Source organism: Actinobacillus suis ATCC 33415, from assembly GCF_000739435.1.
GTDB lineage: Bacteria > Pseudomonadota > Gammaproteobacteria > Enterobacterales > Pasteurellaceae > Actinobacillus > Actinobacillus suis.
The window spans coordinates 1,572,866-1,589,868 of sequence record NZ_CP009159.1 but is presented as its reverse complement, the minus strand read 5'-3'; the positions used below and the strand labels follow the sequence as shown (position 1 = coordinate 1,589,868).

General features: G+C 39.8%; 16 protein-coding genes. 8 read left to right on the top strand and 8 right to left on the bottom strand.

The features are described from left to right. Positions 1–42: 42 nt before the first annotated feature. The 4 genes from ASU1_RS07220 to ASU1_RS07205 form a co-directional block, all read right to left on the bottom strand. Entirely contained in the window at positions 43–1,446 is a 1,404-nt protein-coding gene (locus ASU1_RS07220) for an ABC transporter ATP-binding protein (RefSeq protein WP_014992111.1), read from the bottom strand. Continuing rightward, positions 1,446–2,231 carry an ABC transporter permease gene (locus tag ASU1_RS07215; protein ID WP_014992110.1) on the bottom strand — a complete coding sequence of 262 codons (786 nt, stop codon included), beginning with the start codon at positions 2,229–2,231 and terminating at the stop codon, positions 1,446–1,448. The genes ASU1_RS07220 and ASU1_RS07215 overlap by 1 nt, the downstream gene beginning before the upstream one ends. Before the next feature lie 2 nt (positions 2,232–2,233). After that, on the bottom strand, positions 2,234–3,181 hold the full coding sequence (locus ASU1_RS07210) for an ABC transporter permease (protein WP_014992109.1): 948 nt from the start codon (positions 3,179–3,181) through the stop codon (positions 2,234–2,236). An 88-nt stretch (positions 3,182–3,269) separates the two neighbouring features. Beyond that, on the bottom strand, positions 3,270–4,844 hold the full coding sequence (locus tag ASU1_RS07205; RefSeq protein WP_039195314.1) for an ABC transporter substrate-binding protein: 1,575 nt from the start codon (positions 4,842–4,844) through the stop codon (positions 3,270–3,272). 304 nt (positions 4,845–5,148) lie between these two features. Between ASU1_RS07205 and ASU1_RS12060 the strand changes: the two genes are divergently transcribed. Both ASU1_RS12060 and ASU1_RS07200 read left to right on the top strand, forming a co-directional pair. Next, positions 5,149–5,289: a hypothetical protein gene (locus ASU1_RS12060; RefSeq protein ID WP_235189030.1), complete on the top strand. Its 141-nt coding sequence runs from the start codon at positions 5,149–5,151 to the stop codon at positions 5,287–5,289. A 308-nt stretch (positions 5,290–5,597) separates the two neighbouring features. Continuing rightward, positions 5,598–8,252 (top strand): YadA family autotransporter adhesin, encoded by a 2,655-nt coding sequence (locus tag ASU1_RS07200; RefSeq protein ID WP_231951970.1) that lies wholly within the window; start codon positions 5,598–5,600, stop codon positions 8,250–8,252. Positions 8,253–8,365: 113 nt separating this feature from the next. On the opposite strand, the gene prfC is transcribed toward ASU1_RS07200, so the two are convergent. Further along, a complete protein-coding gene (prfC, locus tag ASU1_RS07195) occupies positions 8,366–9,946 on the bottom strand; it encodes a peptide chain release factor 3 (RefSeq protein ID WP_014992106.1) in 1,581 nt (526 codons plus the stop codon). A gap of 199 nt (positions 9,947–10,145) precedes the next feature. Here prfC and ASU1_RS07190 point away from each other — a divergent pair, with 199 nt between their 5' ends. From ASU1_RS07190 to ASU1_RS07170, 5 genes are all read left to right on the top strand, one after another. Continuing rightward, complete coding sequence (locus ASU1_RS07190; RefSeq protein WP_039195312.1) at positions 10,146–10,634, top strand: DUF805 domain-containing protein; 489 nt, start codon at positions 10,146–10,148, stop codon at positions 10,632–10,634. A gap of 25 nt (positions 10,635–10,659) precedes the next feature. Next, complete coding sequence (locus ASU1_RS07185; protein WP_014992104.1) at positions 10,660–11,172, top strand: DUF805 domain-containing protein; 513 nt, start codon at positions 10,660–10,662, stop codon at positions 11,170–11,172. A 104-nt stretch (positions 11,173–11,276) separates the two neighbouring features. Next, the gene (pth, locus tag ASU1_RS07180; RefSeq protein ID WP_014992103.1) at positions 11,277–11,861 is read left to right on the top strand and encodes an aminoacyl-tRNA hydrolase; all 585 of its coding nucleotides are present in this window, start codon (positions 11,277–11,279) and stop codon (positions 11,859–11,861) included. A 140-nt stretch (positions 11,862–12,001) separates the two neighbouring features. Beyond that, complete coding sequence (gene ychF, locus ASU1_RS07175) at positions 12,002–13,093, top strand: redox-regulated ATPase YchF (protein WP_014992102.1); 1,092 nt, start codon at positions 12,002–12,004, stop codon at positions 13,091–13,093. Between the two features lie 74 nt (positions 13,094–13,167). Then, the gene (locus tag ASU1_RS07170; RefSeq protein ID WP_014992101.1) at positions 13,168–13,605 is read left to right on the top strand and encodes a methyltransferase family protein; all 438 of its coding nucleotides are present in this window, start codon (positions 13,168–13,170) and stop codon (positions 13,603–13,605) included. A gap of 59 nt (positions 13,606–13,664) precedes the next feature. On the opposite strand, the gene ASU1_RS07165 is transcribed toward ASU1_RS07170, so the two are convergent. From ASU1_RS07165 to ASU1_RS07155, 3 genes are read right to left on the bottom strand one after another with little or no spacing between them, the layout of a single operon-like run. Beyond that, on the bottom strand, positions 13,665–13,940 hold the full coding sequence (locus tag ASU1_RS07165; protein ID WP_014992100.1) for a hypothetical protein: 276 nt from the start codon (positions 13,938–13,940) through the stop codon (positions 13,665–13,667). Between the two features lie 26 nt (positions 13,941–13,966). Beyond that, entirely contained in the window at positions 13,967–14,431 is a 465-nt protein-coding gene (locus ASU1_RS07160) for an outer membrane lipoprotein (protein WP_014992099.1), read from the bottom strand. Positions 14,432–14,454: 23 nt separating this feature from the next. Continuing rightward, complete coding sequence (locus ASU1_RS07155; protein WP_014992098.1) at positions 14,455–15,051, bottom strand: VOC family protein; 597 nt, start codon at positions 15,049–15,051, stop codon at positions 14,455–14,457. A gap of 96 nt (positions 15,052–15,147) precedes the next feature. Between ASU1_RS07155 and argS the strand changes: the two genes are divergently transcribed. Then, the gene (gene argS / locus ASU1_RS07150; protein ID WP_014992097.1) at positions 15,148–16,875 is read left to right on the top strand and encodes an arginine--tRNA ligase; all 1,728 of its coding nucleotides are present in this window, start codon (positions 15,148–15,150) and stop codon (positions 16,873–16,875) included. The last annotated feature ends 128 nt before the right edge of the window (positions 16,876–17,003 follow it).

The following is a 17,003-nucleotide window of genomic DNA, read 5'->3' as shown; positions in this document are numbered from 1 at the left end:
TTGCTATGATTCGTTAGTATAAATCAGCTATTTTCTGAAGTATTAAATAAACTGAGTTAAATCAATCACTTTATCGCAGCTTTTCTCAATTAAATATGGATCATGGCTAACAATCACTAATGCACATTTGCGTTGGCGACATTGATTGATTAATAACTCAATCGTCTCTTTTTGCGTGATCGGATCTAAGCGAGAAGTCACTTCATCGGCAAAAAGTAACACCGGCTCAAGCAATAATGCACGTAAGATCGCAACACGTTGCAATTCACCACCTGAGACGTTTTCTGCATTACGGGTGAGAATTTCCGGAGAAAGAGCCAGTTGTTGCAGTAAAGTTGGAATTTGCGAACGATCTAACTTATGTTTATTAACCACGTCATCCAAAAGTGTTTGTAAACTGACTGTCGGTGCAAAGGCTTCCGGTGGATCTTGGTACAGTTTCAATACCTGGTGTTTTTTATGTTGCTGGCTGTGCCAAATTACTTCGCCTGATTTAGGCTTAAGCAAACCACATAACACATCAGCGAGCGTACTTTTGCCGATACCGCTATGTCCGACAACACCTAAGATTTCGCCTTGGTGTAAGTCAAATGAAAGTTCGCTGAAAAGTGTTCGTTTACCTCGTGCAACACTCAGATGTTTTACCGAGACAAGCGGTTGATTTTTTGCAAAATTTTGCGAATTTTCGACCGCTTGCCAATGTTTCGGATCGGCGGCAATCAAGGCTTTGGTGTACGAATGTTGCGGGTTAGCAAGCGATGTTTCCGCAGCACCTTTTTCTAATAACTGCCCTTTTCTCATCACTAAGATTTCGCCACCTAATTGTTCGGCAACTTCAATATCGTGTGTGATAGTGAGCAAACCGCCTTGATTCTGATAAGTCTGTTTTAGTAATTGGATCACATTGGTTTTGCTTTTTTGATCGAGCCCTTTGGTTGGCTCATCAGCTAATAAAATTTTACCGCCGGCTGCCGTAGCGACAGCGAAAGAAGCTCGTTGAGCCATACCGCCGGAGAGTTGGTGCGGATATGCAGTTTCCCATGCTTTTAAGCCCAAATGCTCAAGAGTGTTTGTTCCTTCGGTTTTTGCCGCTTGTTTATCTTTTTTAGCTACGAAGAAAAAACTTTCCCAAAGCTGTTTACCAATCGTCATAATTGGGTCAAGAGAACGGCGAGGCTCTTGTGGCAACATTACCAAGGTTTTACCCCAAAGCGATTCTAGCTGTGTGTTTTCGGTTTTGCTATTTTCTACAAAAATTTGACCGCTTGCTTCAAGTCCTTCTGGCAAAGCACCCATAATTGCCTGAATTAACAGGCTTTTCCCTGAGCCGGTTTCACCGAGAATCGTGATATTTTTACCTTGTTCTAGCGTTAAACTTATCGGCTCAACTAAGGTTAAACCTGTGCTAGTTTTTACTCCAACATTCTCAATGCGTAATAGTGCCATTATTTTACTCTCCCTGATAAAAGTTGAAGGCTGAGAACCATTAAAAAGACAGCAATCACCGGCTGCATAAAGATCCAAGGGGCTTCATAATAGTAAGGAAATAATTCAGTCATCATTAAACCTAATTCAGCTGTAGGTGGACGTAGTCCCACATTCACAAAACCGAGTGTTGCCAATGCCAGAATGGCATTACCTAGCGAGAAAGCGCTTAGGGTTACAATAAGCGGTAGTAAACGTGGTAAAAGATGGCGTTTAAAGCTATAAACTAATCCCATTCCCATTAAGCGAGAAGATTCGATTTCAGCACTGGAAGCTAGAGTTTGACTGACCGCTCGAATCACACGGAAAAACTCCACCCACATCACTAAAGCGATACCTAAATAAAGCGTCCAAAATGACCCTGGGGACAATGAAGCAAATAATAGAATGAGTAATAAGCCGGGGAGAGCCATCACTAAATCGCAAATAAAGCTGAATAGTCGATCCACCCATCCACCGAAAAAGCCGGCTAGAATACCAAATACCAGCCCGGCAACTAATGCACAAAATACACTAAAAAGAGATAGACCGAATGATAAACGAATCGCCGAAGCAAGGCGGGCTAGCATATCTCGCCCGAGGTGATCCGTGCCAAACCACGCAAGTTCACCAGGTTTGGCGAGAATCGTTGTCAGATCTTGGAAGCCAATATCCATTGGATAAAAATAGGGCTGTAAAAAGGCAAAAGCAAGCAACACGGCAAGAATCGCTGCACCGACTTTTTGGCTGAATGTCATTTTATTCATTATTATTCTCCATGACGTTTATTAGTAATTCGAGGATCAATCCATGCACTTAGCATATCTGCACACATATTTAACAGGACAAATAAACCGCCCATCACGAGAGAAGTACCTTGGATCATTGGCACGTCTCTAGCAATAACGGCATGCACTAAGGCGTGTCCACTACCTGGCCAAGCGAAGAGACTTTCTACTACAACCACTCCTTCAATCAAATAAACCAGCTGTACGGCATGGTAAGCAATTACTGGAATAGCGATATTGCGGATACCGTGGCGAGTAAAAGTTTGCCATTTTGAAAGCCCTTTTAAACGAGCGAATTGGTAATATTCGGATTGTTTTACCTGTAACATTGCCGCACGAGTAACACGTACCGAAACGGCACTCAGCCCTAATGCGAGCGTAAATGCCGGTAAAACAAAATGTTGCCATTTCCCGTAACCGCCGGCTGGTAGCCAGTGTAATGTTGCCGAAAAGAGCGTAATTAGTCCGATGGCGATAATAAATGCTGGTACGGAACGAAACAGAGTGCTAAATACGAGGGTGAAGCGGTCAAAAAAGCCATTTTCTTTGCGAGCGGCAAGCACACCAAGAATCGGACCAATCATAATTGCCATAACGAGCGCAACAATAGCAAGACTAAGTGTATGCCCGAATTGATGGGCAATTTCGTTCCAGACTAAATCTCCGGTAACTAAGGATTTACCTAAATTAAGTTGTAAAAGGTCGAGTAACCAGCTTCCGTAGCTTTGCCACCACGGTTGGTCTAGTCCTAATTCGGCGCGTACTAATTCGGCAGCAGCACTATCAGCTTGATCATAACCGTAACGACTTGCCGCTATACGATAAGCCATATCCCCCGAGAGCTGTCGAGTCAGAATAAAAGTGAGAGTACCAACCGACCAAACCACTAAAATAATTTGCAGTAGTCGTCTAAAAATAATATTAAGCATATTTCTAACCATGAATTCATTAAAAAACACGGAAATTTGCCCAAGAGTCTGTGCTGTTTTCCGTGTTTTAAACGCTAATTTGATAATGTTATTTTGTAAGTCTTTCTAAAAAGAATCTTCTTTCGAATGGGTCGAGTGTAACGCCTTTCAACTCATTATGTGTAGCCACATTTTGCTGATAATACACTACCGGAATAATCGGCAACTCATCGTGAATGATTTGGCTAACAGTTTGCTTTAACTGTTTAGCTTGTTGCGGATCACGTTCTGTTTCGATTTTCTCTAAGGTTTGCGCCAATTGGTCGTTGCTCCAGTTCATCACACCCCAATCACTACCGCCTTTGGCATAATCTTGCACGATTACACCGAATGGATCGATAGTTTTACCATAGTTCAGCGCATATAGCGCCATTTCTAAGCTACCGTCTTTATGACCGGCAGGGATTTCACTAAAGTTTCCGACCGATACATTTACATCAATTCCGATTTGTTTCCATTGTGCTTGTAAAATAGTCGCAATAATCGGCAATTCCGGACGATCCGAGAAGGTTCTTAAAGTAAAGCTGAATGGTTTTCCTTCTTTATTGGTTAATTTGCCTTCATCATTAAATTGGTAGCCGGCCGAGATTAAATTTTGTTTAATTGTTGCAATATCAACAGTTTCATCTTTACTTTCCACACGCCAATCAGCAAAGGCTTTCGGTAGAATTTGATCCGCTATGCCATCTTCGATTTTTAAAACTTGTTCAGCAATCGCTTTACGATTGATTGCCTGTGAAAGCGCTTGGCGAATTGCTAAGTCTTTAAAAAACGGTTTTGCCACATCCATTTTCATTTGAATAGTACGAGCGATAGAACCAGTGGTGACAGTCAAATCAGGATTAGTTTTTAAACGTGCGACACTCGCCGTATCTAAGTTAAACACTAATGAACTTGCATCGCTTTGAGCCATTAATACACGCGTTTCGCTACGGCTGCTTGCTAAATAATTGGCATGAATAACTTTTGGTTTTTCTCCCCAATATTGTTCAAAGCGAATAGCCTCTATTTTTTGTGGTGCTTCAATTTTATTTGCTTTAAATGCACCTGTTCCAATTAATTTAACAACTTCATTTTTTTCATTAAATGATTCTTCAGCTAAAATAATTGTTGAATAATGTGTTAAAAATGCAGGGAATGGTACAAAAGATTTTGTTAATTTAAATTTTAATTGATTCTGATTTAAAACATTAATTTCTTTAATAAATGCCTTTTTTAGAATGCTTGGTTGATTCATTACTAAATTTAAATTCTTTACAACAATTTGAGCATTTAATTTTTCGCCGTTATGGAAGGTGGCATCTCGTAAGGTGAAAGTCCATTCCGTTGCATCTTTATTGCTTTTCCATTCAGTCGCAAGCCCAGGGATTAACTCTCCTTTTTCATTTGCTTCAACTAAGGTCTCTGCTAAGTTCATTCGCTGGAAAATAACACCGGATTGAGTCGGGTGTAAGCTATTTAGCTCCCAAGGCGCAATAACGGTAACTTGTGTTAACTCATTGTTTTTTAATTCATTTGTTTCAGTTTTTTTAGTGTCTTGTTGGATGTTTTGAGAAACCGATTTATCTTCACAACCCACAGTAAATAGTGTAGTTGCAAGTAATGGGAACAGCCATTTTTTCATTATAATTTCCTTTTAATTTAGTCAAGTATTTTACAGATATGGCGCTGATTCTATCATAAATCCATAAAAAAAGTAGTTATTTGTTTTGTAAAGATAGCCAAGCAAATCCGATGTGTAATAAAGAATATATTTTTATAGTGGAGATCCGATTAGTTAGTAAATATAGATTAAAAGGTATATATTCATTTAGTTCTTTATTAGATTATTTATCTAAATAAGATTGAATGTTGTTTACGATTAATTTGATAAAGAATGAATGAAATTTAACTGAAAGAAATCAAATTCCTTAATTTGAGGTGGGAATATGTATGTAAATAAAAAAATGAGTAAAACGATAATTGCATTAGCTTTATCGTCTCTTTATACAACATCAATGGCAAATGAATTAACAACGGCAACGGTTACTGCCGATAACTTAAATAAAGTTATTCAGATAATAATTTAAATCTTGCTGCACAAGGAAATACATTAAATATTTCTTCTGCTGATAATGTAGTATTTTCATCAGTACGTACTACAACATTAGGTAGCGATGCAATTAATACAACTCAAATTAATACAGGTTCTATTACTGCATCAGGTGCGGTAAATGCAACTCAAATTAATACTGCTTCGTTAACAGCTGCAGGAGCAGTAAATGCAACGCAAATCAATACGGCTGGTCTTACGGCCTCAGGCGCAGTAAATGCAACAAAAGTAAACACAATTGCCTTAACAGCTTCAGAAGCGGTTAATTCTGCACAGGTAAATGCGTTGAATGTTGCAGCAAATGTTGTAAATGCGACAACTTCAAATACGAATCGCTTAAATACTTTTACTGTAAGTACCAATGAAATTGATGCAAAAACAGTTAATAGCACACAAGTAAACACCGACTCAATTACAGCAAGAGCGGCAGTAAATGCAACACAAATTAACACCGCTTCATTAACAGCGTCAGATGCAGTAAATGCAACACAAATTAATACAGCATCATTAACAGCATCAAATGCGGTGAATGCAACGCAAATTAATACGGCATCGTTAACTGCTTCAAATGCAGTAAATTCACAAAAAGTGAATGCGGAAAACGTGAAATCCACAACAGTTGATGCGAAAGCGGTAAATGCAACGCAAGTAAACACCGACTCAATTACAGCAAGAGCGGCAGTAAATGCGACCCAAATTAACACAGCGTCATTAACGGCATCAGATGCGGTAAATGCGACACAAATTAATACAGCATCATTAACAGCATCAGATGCGGTGAATGCAACGCAAATTAATACGGCATCGTTAACTGCTTCAAATGCAGTAAATTCACAAAAAGTGAATGCGGAAAATGTGAAATCAACAACAGTTGATGCGAAAGCGGTAAATGCAACGCAAGTAAACACCGACTCAATTACCGCGAAAGCGGCAGTAAATGCAACACAAATTAACACCGCTTCATTAACAGCGTCAGATGCAGTGAATGCAACACAAGTTAATACAGCATCATTAACGGCTTCAAACGCAGTGAATGCAACAAAAGTAAATGCGGAAAAAGTTAATACAAATTATTTGGCAGCATCAGGTATCATTGATGCTGCCCGTGTTAGAACGGGGTCATTAGCGGCTTCAGGTGTGATTGATGCAGCACGTATCAGAACCGGTTCATTATCTGCTTCGGGAATTGTTGATGCAGCTCGTGTAAGAACAGAATCATTAGCGGTTTCAGGTGTGCTTGATGCGAATAGAATCCGTACGGCAAGTTTCTCTTCAAATACTGTTAATACAGATAATTTACACGTAGTAAATACGATTAATGTTGCGGATGGGCCGAAAATTAGCTCAAACGGTATTACTAATTTAGCTGCTGGTGATATTTCTGAATTCAGTACAGATGCAATCAATGGTGGACAGCTATATCAAATTTTAGTGAGTAATGCATTACTTTATTATCCAAACATTGCTCCTTCAGAGTTAGTAAGTAACACGGGTTTAACAAGTGAAACGGAGAATACTGAAGCAGCGCCTAGAAGTAGCCGTAGCAGAAGATCATTAGATAGTTTTGAGGATTTCAGCGCAGATCCTGAATTAATGACGATGACAGTAGATCCGGTAAACCTTGTTCTGGAAAGTGTAGATAGTGCTACGGCGGAAGCATTCCTTGAGACATCAGCCGTCGTATCTACTGCAGATATAGCAACCTCTGCACGTGTAAATGCAGATCAAATTGTTGCAGGTACAACAGACGTCGCTCGTGTAAATGTAGATCAAATTAATGGCGGTACGGGTAATATTTCTCGTGTAAATGCAGATCAAATTGTCGGTGGTACAGGTAATATTTCAAATGTAAATGCGGATTTATTAGTTGCAGGTACAGGTAACATTTCAAATGTAAATACTGATTTATTAGTTGCAGGTACAGGTAATATCGCTCGTGTAAATACTGATCAAATTATTGCAGGCTCTTCTGAGATTGCACGTATTGATAGTAATGTAATGAATGCTAACCAAGCAATTGCAACGACTTCACTTGGTGTGACAAACGGTCCGGAACTTACGGCGGCAGGTATTGATGCGGCAGATAAAGTAATTAGTAATGTTACAGCCGGCACAAACAGTACAGATGCGGTAAATAAAGCACAACTTGATGAAAAAGCAGATAAATCAACCGCTTATACCTTCAACGTAAGCAACAATGAAGCAGCGTTAAGTTCTGATGCGTTAGCGGATACTTGGACATTGGAACAAGGCGATAGCTTAACCTTTGGTGCGACTTCAGATCTAAATGTGACTACAGACGGTCAAGGTAAAGTGGTATATGGCTTATCTGATGAAGTGAAATCGAAGATTGATACGGCAGCGGCAGCAAATAAAGGCGTGAATGTTTCAACTAAAGCGGCAGATGGTAAAGTTACTACCCATAATGTGAAATCGGGTGAAACGGTAGCGGTACATTCAGGTAAGAATATTGCAATCACTCAAAATGCGAATACGATTACTGTAGCAACTATCGATAATCCGACTTTTGCGAAAGTAACGGCTGATTCGGTTTCAGTTAAGAATGGCCCAACGATTGATAGCAACGGCATTAATATGAATAACAAACGTATTACTAATGTTGCGGATGGTGTTGAAGCAGGCGACGCAGTAAATGTGCGCCAGTTAAATCAAACGCGTAATGATTTTGACAAACGTTTAAATCGTTTAAATAAAGATCGTAAGGCTGGCACGGCATCAGCAATTGCAACCGCAGGTTTATTACAAGCACCGGCAGGTCAATCAGGTGTAACGGCTGCAGTGGGTCAATATGAAAGCCAAAGTGCGGTAGCGGTAGGTTACTCACAATCTCTACCAAGTGGTGTTGGCGTGAAAGTGTCTTTCAGTGCGAATACACGTAAAGAGCTTGGCGGTTCTGTCGGTATGGGTTACTTCTGGTAATTTATACTTTGAATCAGGTATAAGAAAAATGCGACCTTAAGGTCGCATTTTTTACTTAAATCAAGCGGTGATTTTTTGCAAAAAATTTGCAAAATTTGACCGCTTGTTTTCGATTAATGTTCACGTGTTTTGAAGAACTCAACGTCCGGATAGCGTTCTTGCGCCAGATTTAAGTTCACCATCGTCGGAGCGATATAAGTCAAGTTATCACCACCGTCTAACGCAAGGTTTTGTTCGTTTTTACGTTTGAATTCTTCGAATTTCTTCGCATCCTTACATTCAACCCAACGGGCAGTTGCTACGTTTACCGCTTCATAAATCGCTTCCACGTTATATTCGGTTTTCAGACGAGAAACCACCACGTCAAACTGAAGTACACCGACTGCGCCTACAATCAAGTCATTGTTCATTAATGGGCGGAACACCTGTACTGCACCTTCTTCCGAAAGTTGCACTAAACCTTTTAACAATTGTTTTTGCTTGAGCGGATCTTTCAAACGAATACGGCGGAATAGCTCCGGTGCAAAGTTTGGAATCCCGGTAAATTTCATTACTTCACCTTGGGTGAAAGTATCGCCGATTTGGATTGTGCCGTGGTTATGTAAACCGATAATATCGCCGGCATAGGCTTCTTCAGCGTGTGAACGATCGCCCGCCATAAAGGTTAAGGCATCGGAAATCACGACATCTTTGCCGATACGTACGTGTTTGAGCTTCATACCTTTTTCGTATTTGCCTGATACAACGCGCATAAATGCCACTCGGTCACGGTGTTTCGGATCCATATTCGCTTGGATCTTAAATACGAAACCTGAGAATTTTTCTTCACTAGATTCTACCGTACGCACGTCGGTTTGACGTGCTTGCGGTTTTGGCGCCCATTCGGTTAACCCATCTAGGAAATGATCCACACCGAAGTTACCTAATGCGGTACCGAAAAATACTGGTGTGAGTTCGCCGTTGATAAATGCTTCGTGATCAAATTCGTTTGATGCACCTTGTACCAATTCTAATTCTTCACGTAACTGGTTCGCTAAATCATCGCCGACTGCAGCATCAAGTTCAGGGCTGTTTAAGCCTTTTACGATACGCACTTCTTGAATGGTTGAGCCTTGACCTGATTGGTAAAGATAGGTTTCGTCTTTCGCAATATGATATACGCCTTTAAATAATTTGCCGCAACCAATCGGCCAGGTAATCGGCGCACAACGAATTTTTAGGACGCTTTCAACCTCGTCCAATAATTCCATCGGATCACGGATATCACGGTCGAGTTTATTCATAAAGGTTAAAATTGGTGTATCACGCAGACGAGTCACTTCCATTAATTTGATCGTACGTTCCTCAACACCTTTTGCGCTGTCGATAACCATTAAACAGCTATCTACTGCGGTTAGTGTACGATATGTATCTTCAGAGAAGTCTTCGTGTCCGGGCGTATCCAATAAATTAACTAAACAATCATTGTAAGGAAATTGCATGACAGACGTAGTAATAGAGATACCACGTTGTTTTTCCATTTCCATCCAGTCGGATTTTGCGTGCGCGCTTGAGCCTTTGCCCTTAACCGAGCCGGCTGTTTGAATGGCATTTCCGTAAAGTAAAACTTTTTCGGTAATCGTAGTTTTACCCGCATCGGGGTGAGAAATAATCGCAAAGGTGCGACGCTTATTAACTTCTTGTGGGTATGACATGCTTTTCTCTAGATTAAAATTGAAACAAAAAGGTGGACGAGCCACCTTAAAAATATTGAGCTATTTTCGCTGATTTATGGGTTTAGGACAACCTAAGTATGCAAATTTATTCAAATTGAGTGACAAGTAGCCCAATTTGCTTCAAAATTTATAGAAAACGAATAATTATTATTTGATGTGTGATTGTAAGGAGGTATGAATGGAATGGTTTATGTATGTGCTACGCCATACGTTTGATTATTCTGGAAGAGCAAGACGCTTAGAGTTTGCTTGGTTTATTTGGATTTATGAAGCAAGTAGCCTATTAATTTGGTTTTTGGCAAAAGTATTATTTGCATTACGTTTACCGCATATAGCTGACGCCTTTAATTTTGTTAATTATGCTTTAGATATTTTGTTGCTATTACCGCTGATGAGTGTAACGGCAAGACGCTTACATGATTTAGGTTATTCTGGTTGGTGGCAATCATTGTTGGTTATTGTAAATACCTCACTGTGTGTTCTCACATTTATGCCGGATGAAATTATCGAAGCGGTATCTTCTTCTCAAAAAGGCGGATTATTTATGATGGTCAGTCTCGTGATTGTTTTTGCATATTTCTTATACCTAACATTCAAAGATGGGCAGCCATTTACTAATCGATTTGGTAAAAGTCCTAAATATTCAGTATTAAACCAATACTCATAATTTAATAAGATAAAAGGAGAACTTGATGAATTGGTGTTTATTCGCATTAAAACGAAGTTTTAACTTTACCGTTCGAGCTAGACGTAGAGAATATGGTTGGTTTTATTTAATCAATATTTTGATAGCTATTATATTAAATATCTTAGTTGGTGTTTGTTTTGCTATTGGACTAGAAAATGTTGCAAACGGATTAACAATCCTGTTATACCTCTACCAATTTGCGATATTTATTCCTTCGATAAGTGTCACGACTCGACGTTTACACGATTTAGGTTGGTCTGGTTGGTGGCAGTTATTACCTTATGTGATTGTTATTATTTTAAGTATTGCAACAGTCTTCTCTTTAGATCAAGAATTGGGGTCGATTAGTGATGTTGAATATTCCTTATATTTTTTGACACTTGCAAGTATAGGATGTATATGGATTTTTATACTGTTTTTAATGCTTAAAGATGGTCAACGTTTCACAAATAAATACGGTGAAGATCCGAAAGCGGTTAAAAATGGCAGTGAAGTAGCAAATTCTTTAGCAGTATAAATTCAACTAAAAAAGGGCATTTTCCTTGTAGAAAATGCCCTTTTTGCCTACAATAACGACTTTTCATTTTAGGGCTTTTCCCTGTTAATCGAATAGGACAGAGAATGTCACAAATTAAACTTATCGTTGGATTAGCTAACCCAGGGGCGAAATACGAAGATACTCGTCACAATGCCGGTGAATGGCTAATTAATGAAATTGCTCGTCAATTTAATGTCAGCTTAAAAGAAGAAGCTAAATTTTTTGGAAAAGTCGCAAAAATTAATACGGCGGGCGGCGAGGTTCGTTTGCTTGTGCCGACCACTTTTATGAATTTAAGCGGTAAAGCGGTTGGCGCTTTAGCGAATTTCTATCGTATTAAACCGGAAGAAATTTTAGTCGCTCATGATGAATTGGATTTACCGCCGGGCGTAGCGAAAATTAAGCAAGGTGGCGGTCATGGCGGTCATAACGGTTTAAAAGATATTATTGCCAGCCTTGGTAACAGTAATAATTTTTACCGTGTGCGTATTGGTATCGGGCATCCGGGCAGTAAAGAATTGGTTGCCGGTTATGTATTAGGTAAACCAAGCCCGCAGGATCAAGAAAAAATTAATGCGGCGGTGGATGAAGCCGGTCGCTGTGTAGATGTTCTATTTAAAGACGGTGTGACGAAAGCAACCAATCGTCTCAACGGTTTTAAAGCATAATATTATTTGTCACGGAAGAATGCTTGATGGCATAAACAAGCGGTTATTTTCTTTTAGAAATTTGCAAATTTTTAGCAAAATCAGACCGCTTGTCATTTTCAATATTCTTCTGTGTATTCCGTGAAAATTAAGAGGAAATTATGGGATTTAAATGTGGTATCGTGGGTTTACCGAACGTAGGTAAATCAACTCTTTTCAATGCGTTAACCAAAGCGGGTATTGAAGCGGCTAACTATCCGTTCTGTACGATCGAACCGAATACGGGTGTTGTACCAATGCCGGATCCTCGCTTAGACGCATTAGCGGAAATCGTGAAACCTGAGCGTGTACTTCCAACCACGATGGAATTCGTGGATATTGCAGGTCTAGTAGCCGGTGCAAGTAAAGGTGAAGGTTTAGGCAATAAATTCTTAGCCAATATTCGTGAAACGGATGCGATTGGTCACGTAGTGCGTTGTTTTGAAAATGACGATATCGTACACGTTGCCGGTAAGATTGATCCGGCGGATGATATTGAAATCATCAATACTGAACTTGCGTTAGCGGATTTAGACAGCTGTGAGCGTGCAATTCAACGTTTACAAAAACGTGCGAAAGGCGGTGATAAAGAAGCGAAATTCGAATTATCGATTATGGAAAAAATCTTACCGGTGCTTGAAAATGCCGGTATGATTCGTTCTGTTGATTTAGATAAAGACGAATTACACGCGATCAAAGGTTATAACTTCTTAACCTTAAAACCGACAATGTACATTGCGAACGTGAACGAAGACGGCTTCGAAAATAACCCGTATTTAGATCGCGTACGTGAAATCGCTGAAAAAGAAGGCGCAGTAGTTGTGCCGGTATGCGCTGCGATTGAATCGGAAATTGCTGAATTAGATGACGAAGAAAAAGTCGAGTTTTTACAAGACTTAGGCATTGAAGAGCCGGGCTTGAACCGTGTAATTCGTGCTGGCTACCGTTTATTAAACTTACAAACATACTTTACCGCAGGTGTAAAAGAAGTACGTGCTTGGACCGTTTCTGTTGGTGCAACCGCACCAAAAGCGGCGGCAGTTATTCACACTGACTTCGAAAAAGGCTTTATTCGTGCGGAAGTGATTGGTTATCAAGACTTTATTGATAATAAAGGCGAAGCTGGTGCGAAAGAAGCGGGTAAATGGCGTTTAGAAGGGAAAGATTATATCGTACAAGACGGCGATGTAATGCACTTCCGCTTTAACGTGTAATTTGCAAAAAATTATGTAAATTTGACCGCTTGTGGCATACCGCAAGCGGTTATTTTTTAACGGAAATTTACATTATGGAACTTAAACTACCGCCTCCGTTATTGTTTGTGTTTTGTTTGTTGTTGATTTACTTACTACCAAGTGGCGAGCATTATCCATTGCCTCAATGGCTCGGTTTTTTATTTGCTGGAGTCGGCATCGCAGTAAGCGTTGCAGGGCTTTATGCGTTGAAACAAGCAAAAACAACGATTAGCCCTGTTACGCCACAGCAAAGTTCACAATTGGTTACTTGGGGTATTTATCGCTTTAGCCGTAATCCGATGTATCTTGGATTAATGTTTTTGCTTATTGCATGGGCAGTATGGCTTAATAGATATTTTGCTTCACTGGTGATTATTGGATTTGTGTACTATTTAAATCGGTTCCAAATTAAATCGGAAGAGCGAGCTTTACAGAAAAAATTTGAGGAAAGTTTTACCCAATATTGCCGGCAAGTACGGCGTTGGCTTTAGTTATATAAGAAAAAAGCCCTGAACAGGTTGTTCAGGACTTTTAACTTTAATTCTGCAGATTATTTAAATTCATAACGATGAATTGTTTTTAAATCCGGATCTTTATGCTCATAGTTATCTGACACGTTTACTCGTGCACCAACAGCAGCATGAGAATCATATTCACGAGTCATGGTAACTACTTCACCATTATCTTTACGAACAGTGAGTTCTACGACATCTTTAGAAAGATCTTTAGAACTTAATACAGTTGCATTACCTTTATCTGAGTAAAAGTCTTGCGTACAAGCTGCAAGTGCAACTGTCGCTAATACAGCGAGAGAGAATTTTTTCATTATGCAATATCCTTAAAAAAGATAGATTAAAGAACAGATACGTTCAGGTCTGAGTTTGAACCTACGATTCGAACTCGTTTACCCGGTACGAAACCTTTTTCTTTTTTCTGAACGACAACAATTTCCTTGCCATCATCTTTGCGAATCACCATTTCTAATGAAGAAACCTGAGTCGCTTTTTCTTCAACGGTATTACCGATAAGTGCACCGGCAACCGCACCAACTGCTGTTGCTACTGCACGACCGCTACCACCACCGATTGTTGAGCCGGCTACGCCACCAAGAACGCCACCACCAACAGTTCCTAATACACCTTGGTTATCTGCTTGGATTTTTACGTCACGTACAGAAACAATGGTGCCATAGCTAATTGAACGCGCTTCTTTCGCTTGGTTTGAGCTATATACGCTACCGCTATAAATATCGGTATTTGCACAACCTACGAGAGTTAAACTTGCCATTAAAGCTGCTGCGAAACTTAATTTTTTCATATTATTCTCCAATGAAAAATTGCTCAGAAATGACTTTCTGAACAAATCACCTCATTTATATCATAAGGGTGGAGCTTGAGACAATAAGGATTGCAATAAGTTGCACTCTTTACTGAAATTGCAATACTTGGATTAGGCAATTGTTCTCCCTCCACTTTGGGCTGGCTGATTTTAAGCGTAAGGTTGGCATTAATCAATAACTGAAATTGTTTTAATGCACGCTGAGTCCATTGCTCAACCGTTTCGTTTTTCTGCATCGGATAAACAATTTCAATATGTTCCCAGCCTTGCTGCGGGTAAACTTTATCTTTCGGGAACGGTAATTCGATAATCGAAACATCTTGTCCTAAAAAAGATAACGGCTGATTAAGTTTGATAAGAGTTATCGGTCGCCCGTTTACTTCGCTTTCTTTTAATAATTCGCCGTGTTCGAGTAAAAATGAACGCCACTGTTCAGCCGTCAGCCAATCATTCATTCTGACTGCTAAATGGTCAATTTTAAACTGATTTAAATCCAGCATCGCCAAATGGGCAATTTGCTGAATTTTTTGTTGAAATTCAGAAAAATCACCAAAACAAGCGGTCATTTTCTCGTAAAATTTTGCATTTTCTTGTATCATAGAGCGTTTTTCCTTTAGAGTGCAATTTTCTGCACTATTCGGATTTTTAAATTAGTATCGTGCAGGAGATTGCACGTAGAAAAAGGTTATATATTCGTGAATATTCAACAGATTTTATCAGACAAAATTAAACAAGCAATGATAGCGGCTGGTGCAGAAAGCAATGTTGAGCCACTTGTTCGTCAATCAGGCAAACCGGAATTTGGTGATTATCAAGCAAACGGTGCAATGGGCGCAGCAAAAAAATTAGGTATGAACCCACGTGAATTTGCACAGAAAATTTTAGATAACGCAGATTTAAACGCTATTGCCGATAAATTAGAGATTGCCGGTCCGGGCTTTATCAATATTTTCTTAAACCAAGCATGGCTAGCAAATCAAGCAAGTGAAGCATTACAAGCGGTCAATTTTGGGATTAAAACTGCAAATCCGCAAACCATCGTGATCGACTATTCTTCGCCGAACGTAGCGAAAGAAATGCACGTAGGTCACTTACGTTCAACCATTATCGGTGATGCAGTGGTGCGTACCTTAGAATTTTTAGGTAATAAAGTGATTCGTGCCAACCACGTAGGCGACTGGGGTACGCAATTCGGTATGTTAATCGCCTACTTAGAAAAAATGGAAAATGAACACGCCAGTCAAATGGAATTAAGCGATTTGGAAGCGTTCTATCGTGCGGCAAAAGAGCATTATGATAGCGATGAAGTGTTTGCTGAAAAAGCGCGTAACTATGTGGTGAAACTACAAGGCGGTGATGAATATTGCCGTACGATGTGGAAAAAATTAGTCGATATTACCATGCACCACAACCAAGAAAACTACGATCGTTTAAACGTCACGCTTTCAGAAAAAAATGTTATGGGCGAAAGCCTTTACAACCCGATGTTGCCAGAAATCGTAGCGGATCTAAAAGCAAAAGGTTTAGCGGTAGAAGACGACGGTGCGTTAGTAGTGTTCTTAGATGAATTTAAGAACAAAGACGGCGACCTAATGGGCGTTATCGTACAGAAAAAAGACGGCGGTTTCTTATATACCACGACTGATATTGCTGCAGCGAAATATCGCTATGAAACGTTAAATGCTGATCGTGTGTTAGTGTTCTCGGATTCTCGCCAAGCACAACATATGCAACAAGCGTGGTTAATTACCCGTAAAGCGGGTTATGTGCCGGAAAATTTCAGCCTCGAACATCCGTTCTTCGGAATGATGTTAGGTAAAGACGGTAAGCCGTTTAAAACCCGTTCAGGCGGTACGGTTAAATTAAAAGATCTATTAGATGAAGCGGTTGAACGTGCGGATAAATTAATTTCAGAGCGTTCAACGGATTTAACCGCAGAAGAAAAAGCAGCGGTAGTGGAAGCGGTGGCAATCGGCTCGGTCAAATATTCGGATCTCTCGAAAAACCGTACCACAGACTATGTATTCGACTGGGATAATATGCTGACCTTTGAAGGCAACACCGCACCGTATATGCAGTACGCTTATACTCGTATTCGTTCAATTTTCAACCGTGCCGGCATTGATGTAAATGGCTTAAATGGCGAAATTAACTTAACTGAAGACAAAGAACGTGCGTTAGCGGTTAAACTTTTACAGTTTGAAGAAGCGTTAAACGGCGTAGCAAAAGACGGTATGCCACATATTCTTTGCCAATACTTATACGAATTAGCCGGCGCATTCTCAAGTTTCTACGAAGCTTGCCCGATGCTGAATGCGGAAGAAAACGTGAAAAACAGCCGTTTACGTTTAGCCGCATTAACGGCGAAAACGCTAAAACAAGGTTTAGATCTCTTAGGTATTAAGACGATTGAAAAAATGTAAAACATTTTCCCTCTTTTAGATGACCCTCTCCCCTTGTGGGAGAGGGATAATTTCAATTCGTTTAGAATTGAAATTCGGGAGAGGGGAGACAAGTTGATTTTTAATATGATACCCCTCTCTCTGCCTAC

Excerpts from the sequence above, each read along its gene's own strand:
- ASU1_RS07205 (WP_039195314.1), bottom strand. The coding sequence starts at position 4,844 with ATGAAAAAATGGCTGTTCCCATTACTTGCAACTACACTATTTACTGTG.
- ASU1_RS07215 (WP_014992110.1), bottom strand. The coding sequence starts at position 2,231 with ATGAATAAAATGACATTCAGCCAAAAAGTCGGTGCAGCGATTCTTGCC.
- ASU1_RS07210 (WP_014992109.1), bottom strand. The coding sequence starts at position 3,181 with ATGCTTAATATTATTTTTAGACGACTACTGCAAATTATTTTAGTGGTT.
- ASU1_RS07220 (WP_014992111.1), bottom strand. The coding sequence starts at position 1,446 with ATGGCACTATTACGCATTGAGAATGTTGGAGTAAAAACTAGCACAGGT.
- ASU1_RS07190 (WP_039195312.1), top strand. The coding sequence starts at position 10,146 with ATGGAATGGTTTATGTATGTGCTACGCCATACGTTTGATTATTCTGGA.
- ASU1_RS12060 (WP_235189030.1), top strand. The coding sequence starts at position 5,149 with ATGTATGTAAATAAAAAAATGAGTAAAACGATAATTGCATTAGCTTTA.
- ASU1_RS07160 (WP_014992099.1), bottom strand. The coding sequence starts at position 14,431 with ATGAAAAAATTAAGTTTCGCAGCAGCTTTAATGGCAAGTTTAACTCTC.
- pth (WP_014992103.1), top strand. The coding sequence starts at position 11,277 with ATGTCACAAATTAAACTTATCGTTGGATTAGCTAACCCAGGGGCGAAA.
- ychF (WP_014992102.1), top strand. The coding sequence starts at position 12,002 with ATGGGATTTAAATGTGGTATCGTGGGTTTACCGAACGTAGGTAAATCA.
- ASU1_RS07165 (WP_014992100.1), bottom strand. The coding sequence starts at position 13,940 with ATGAAAAAATTCTCTCTCGCTGTATTAGCGACAGTTGCACTTGCAGCT.
- ASU1_RS07170 (WP_014992101.1), top strand. The coding sequence starts at position 13,168 with ATGGAACTTAAACTACCGCCTCCGTTATTGTTTGTGTTTTGTTTGTTG.
- ASU1_RS07185 (WP_014992104.1), top strand. The coding sequence starts at position 10,660 with ATGAATTGGTGTTTATTCGCATTAAAACGAAGTTTTAACTTTACCGTT.
- ASU1_RS07155 (WP_014992098.1), bottom strand. The coding sequence starts at position 15,051 with ATGATACAAGAAAATGCAAAATTTTACGAGAAAATGACCGCTTGTTTT.
- prfC (WP_014992106.1), bottom strand. The coding sequence starts at position 9,946 with ATGTCATACCCACAAGAAGTTAATAAGCGTCGCACCTTTGCGATTATT.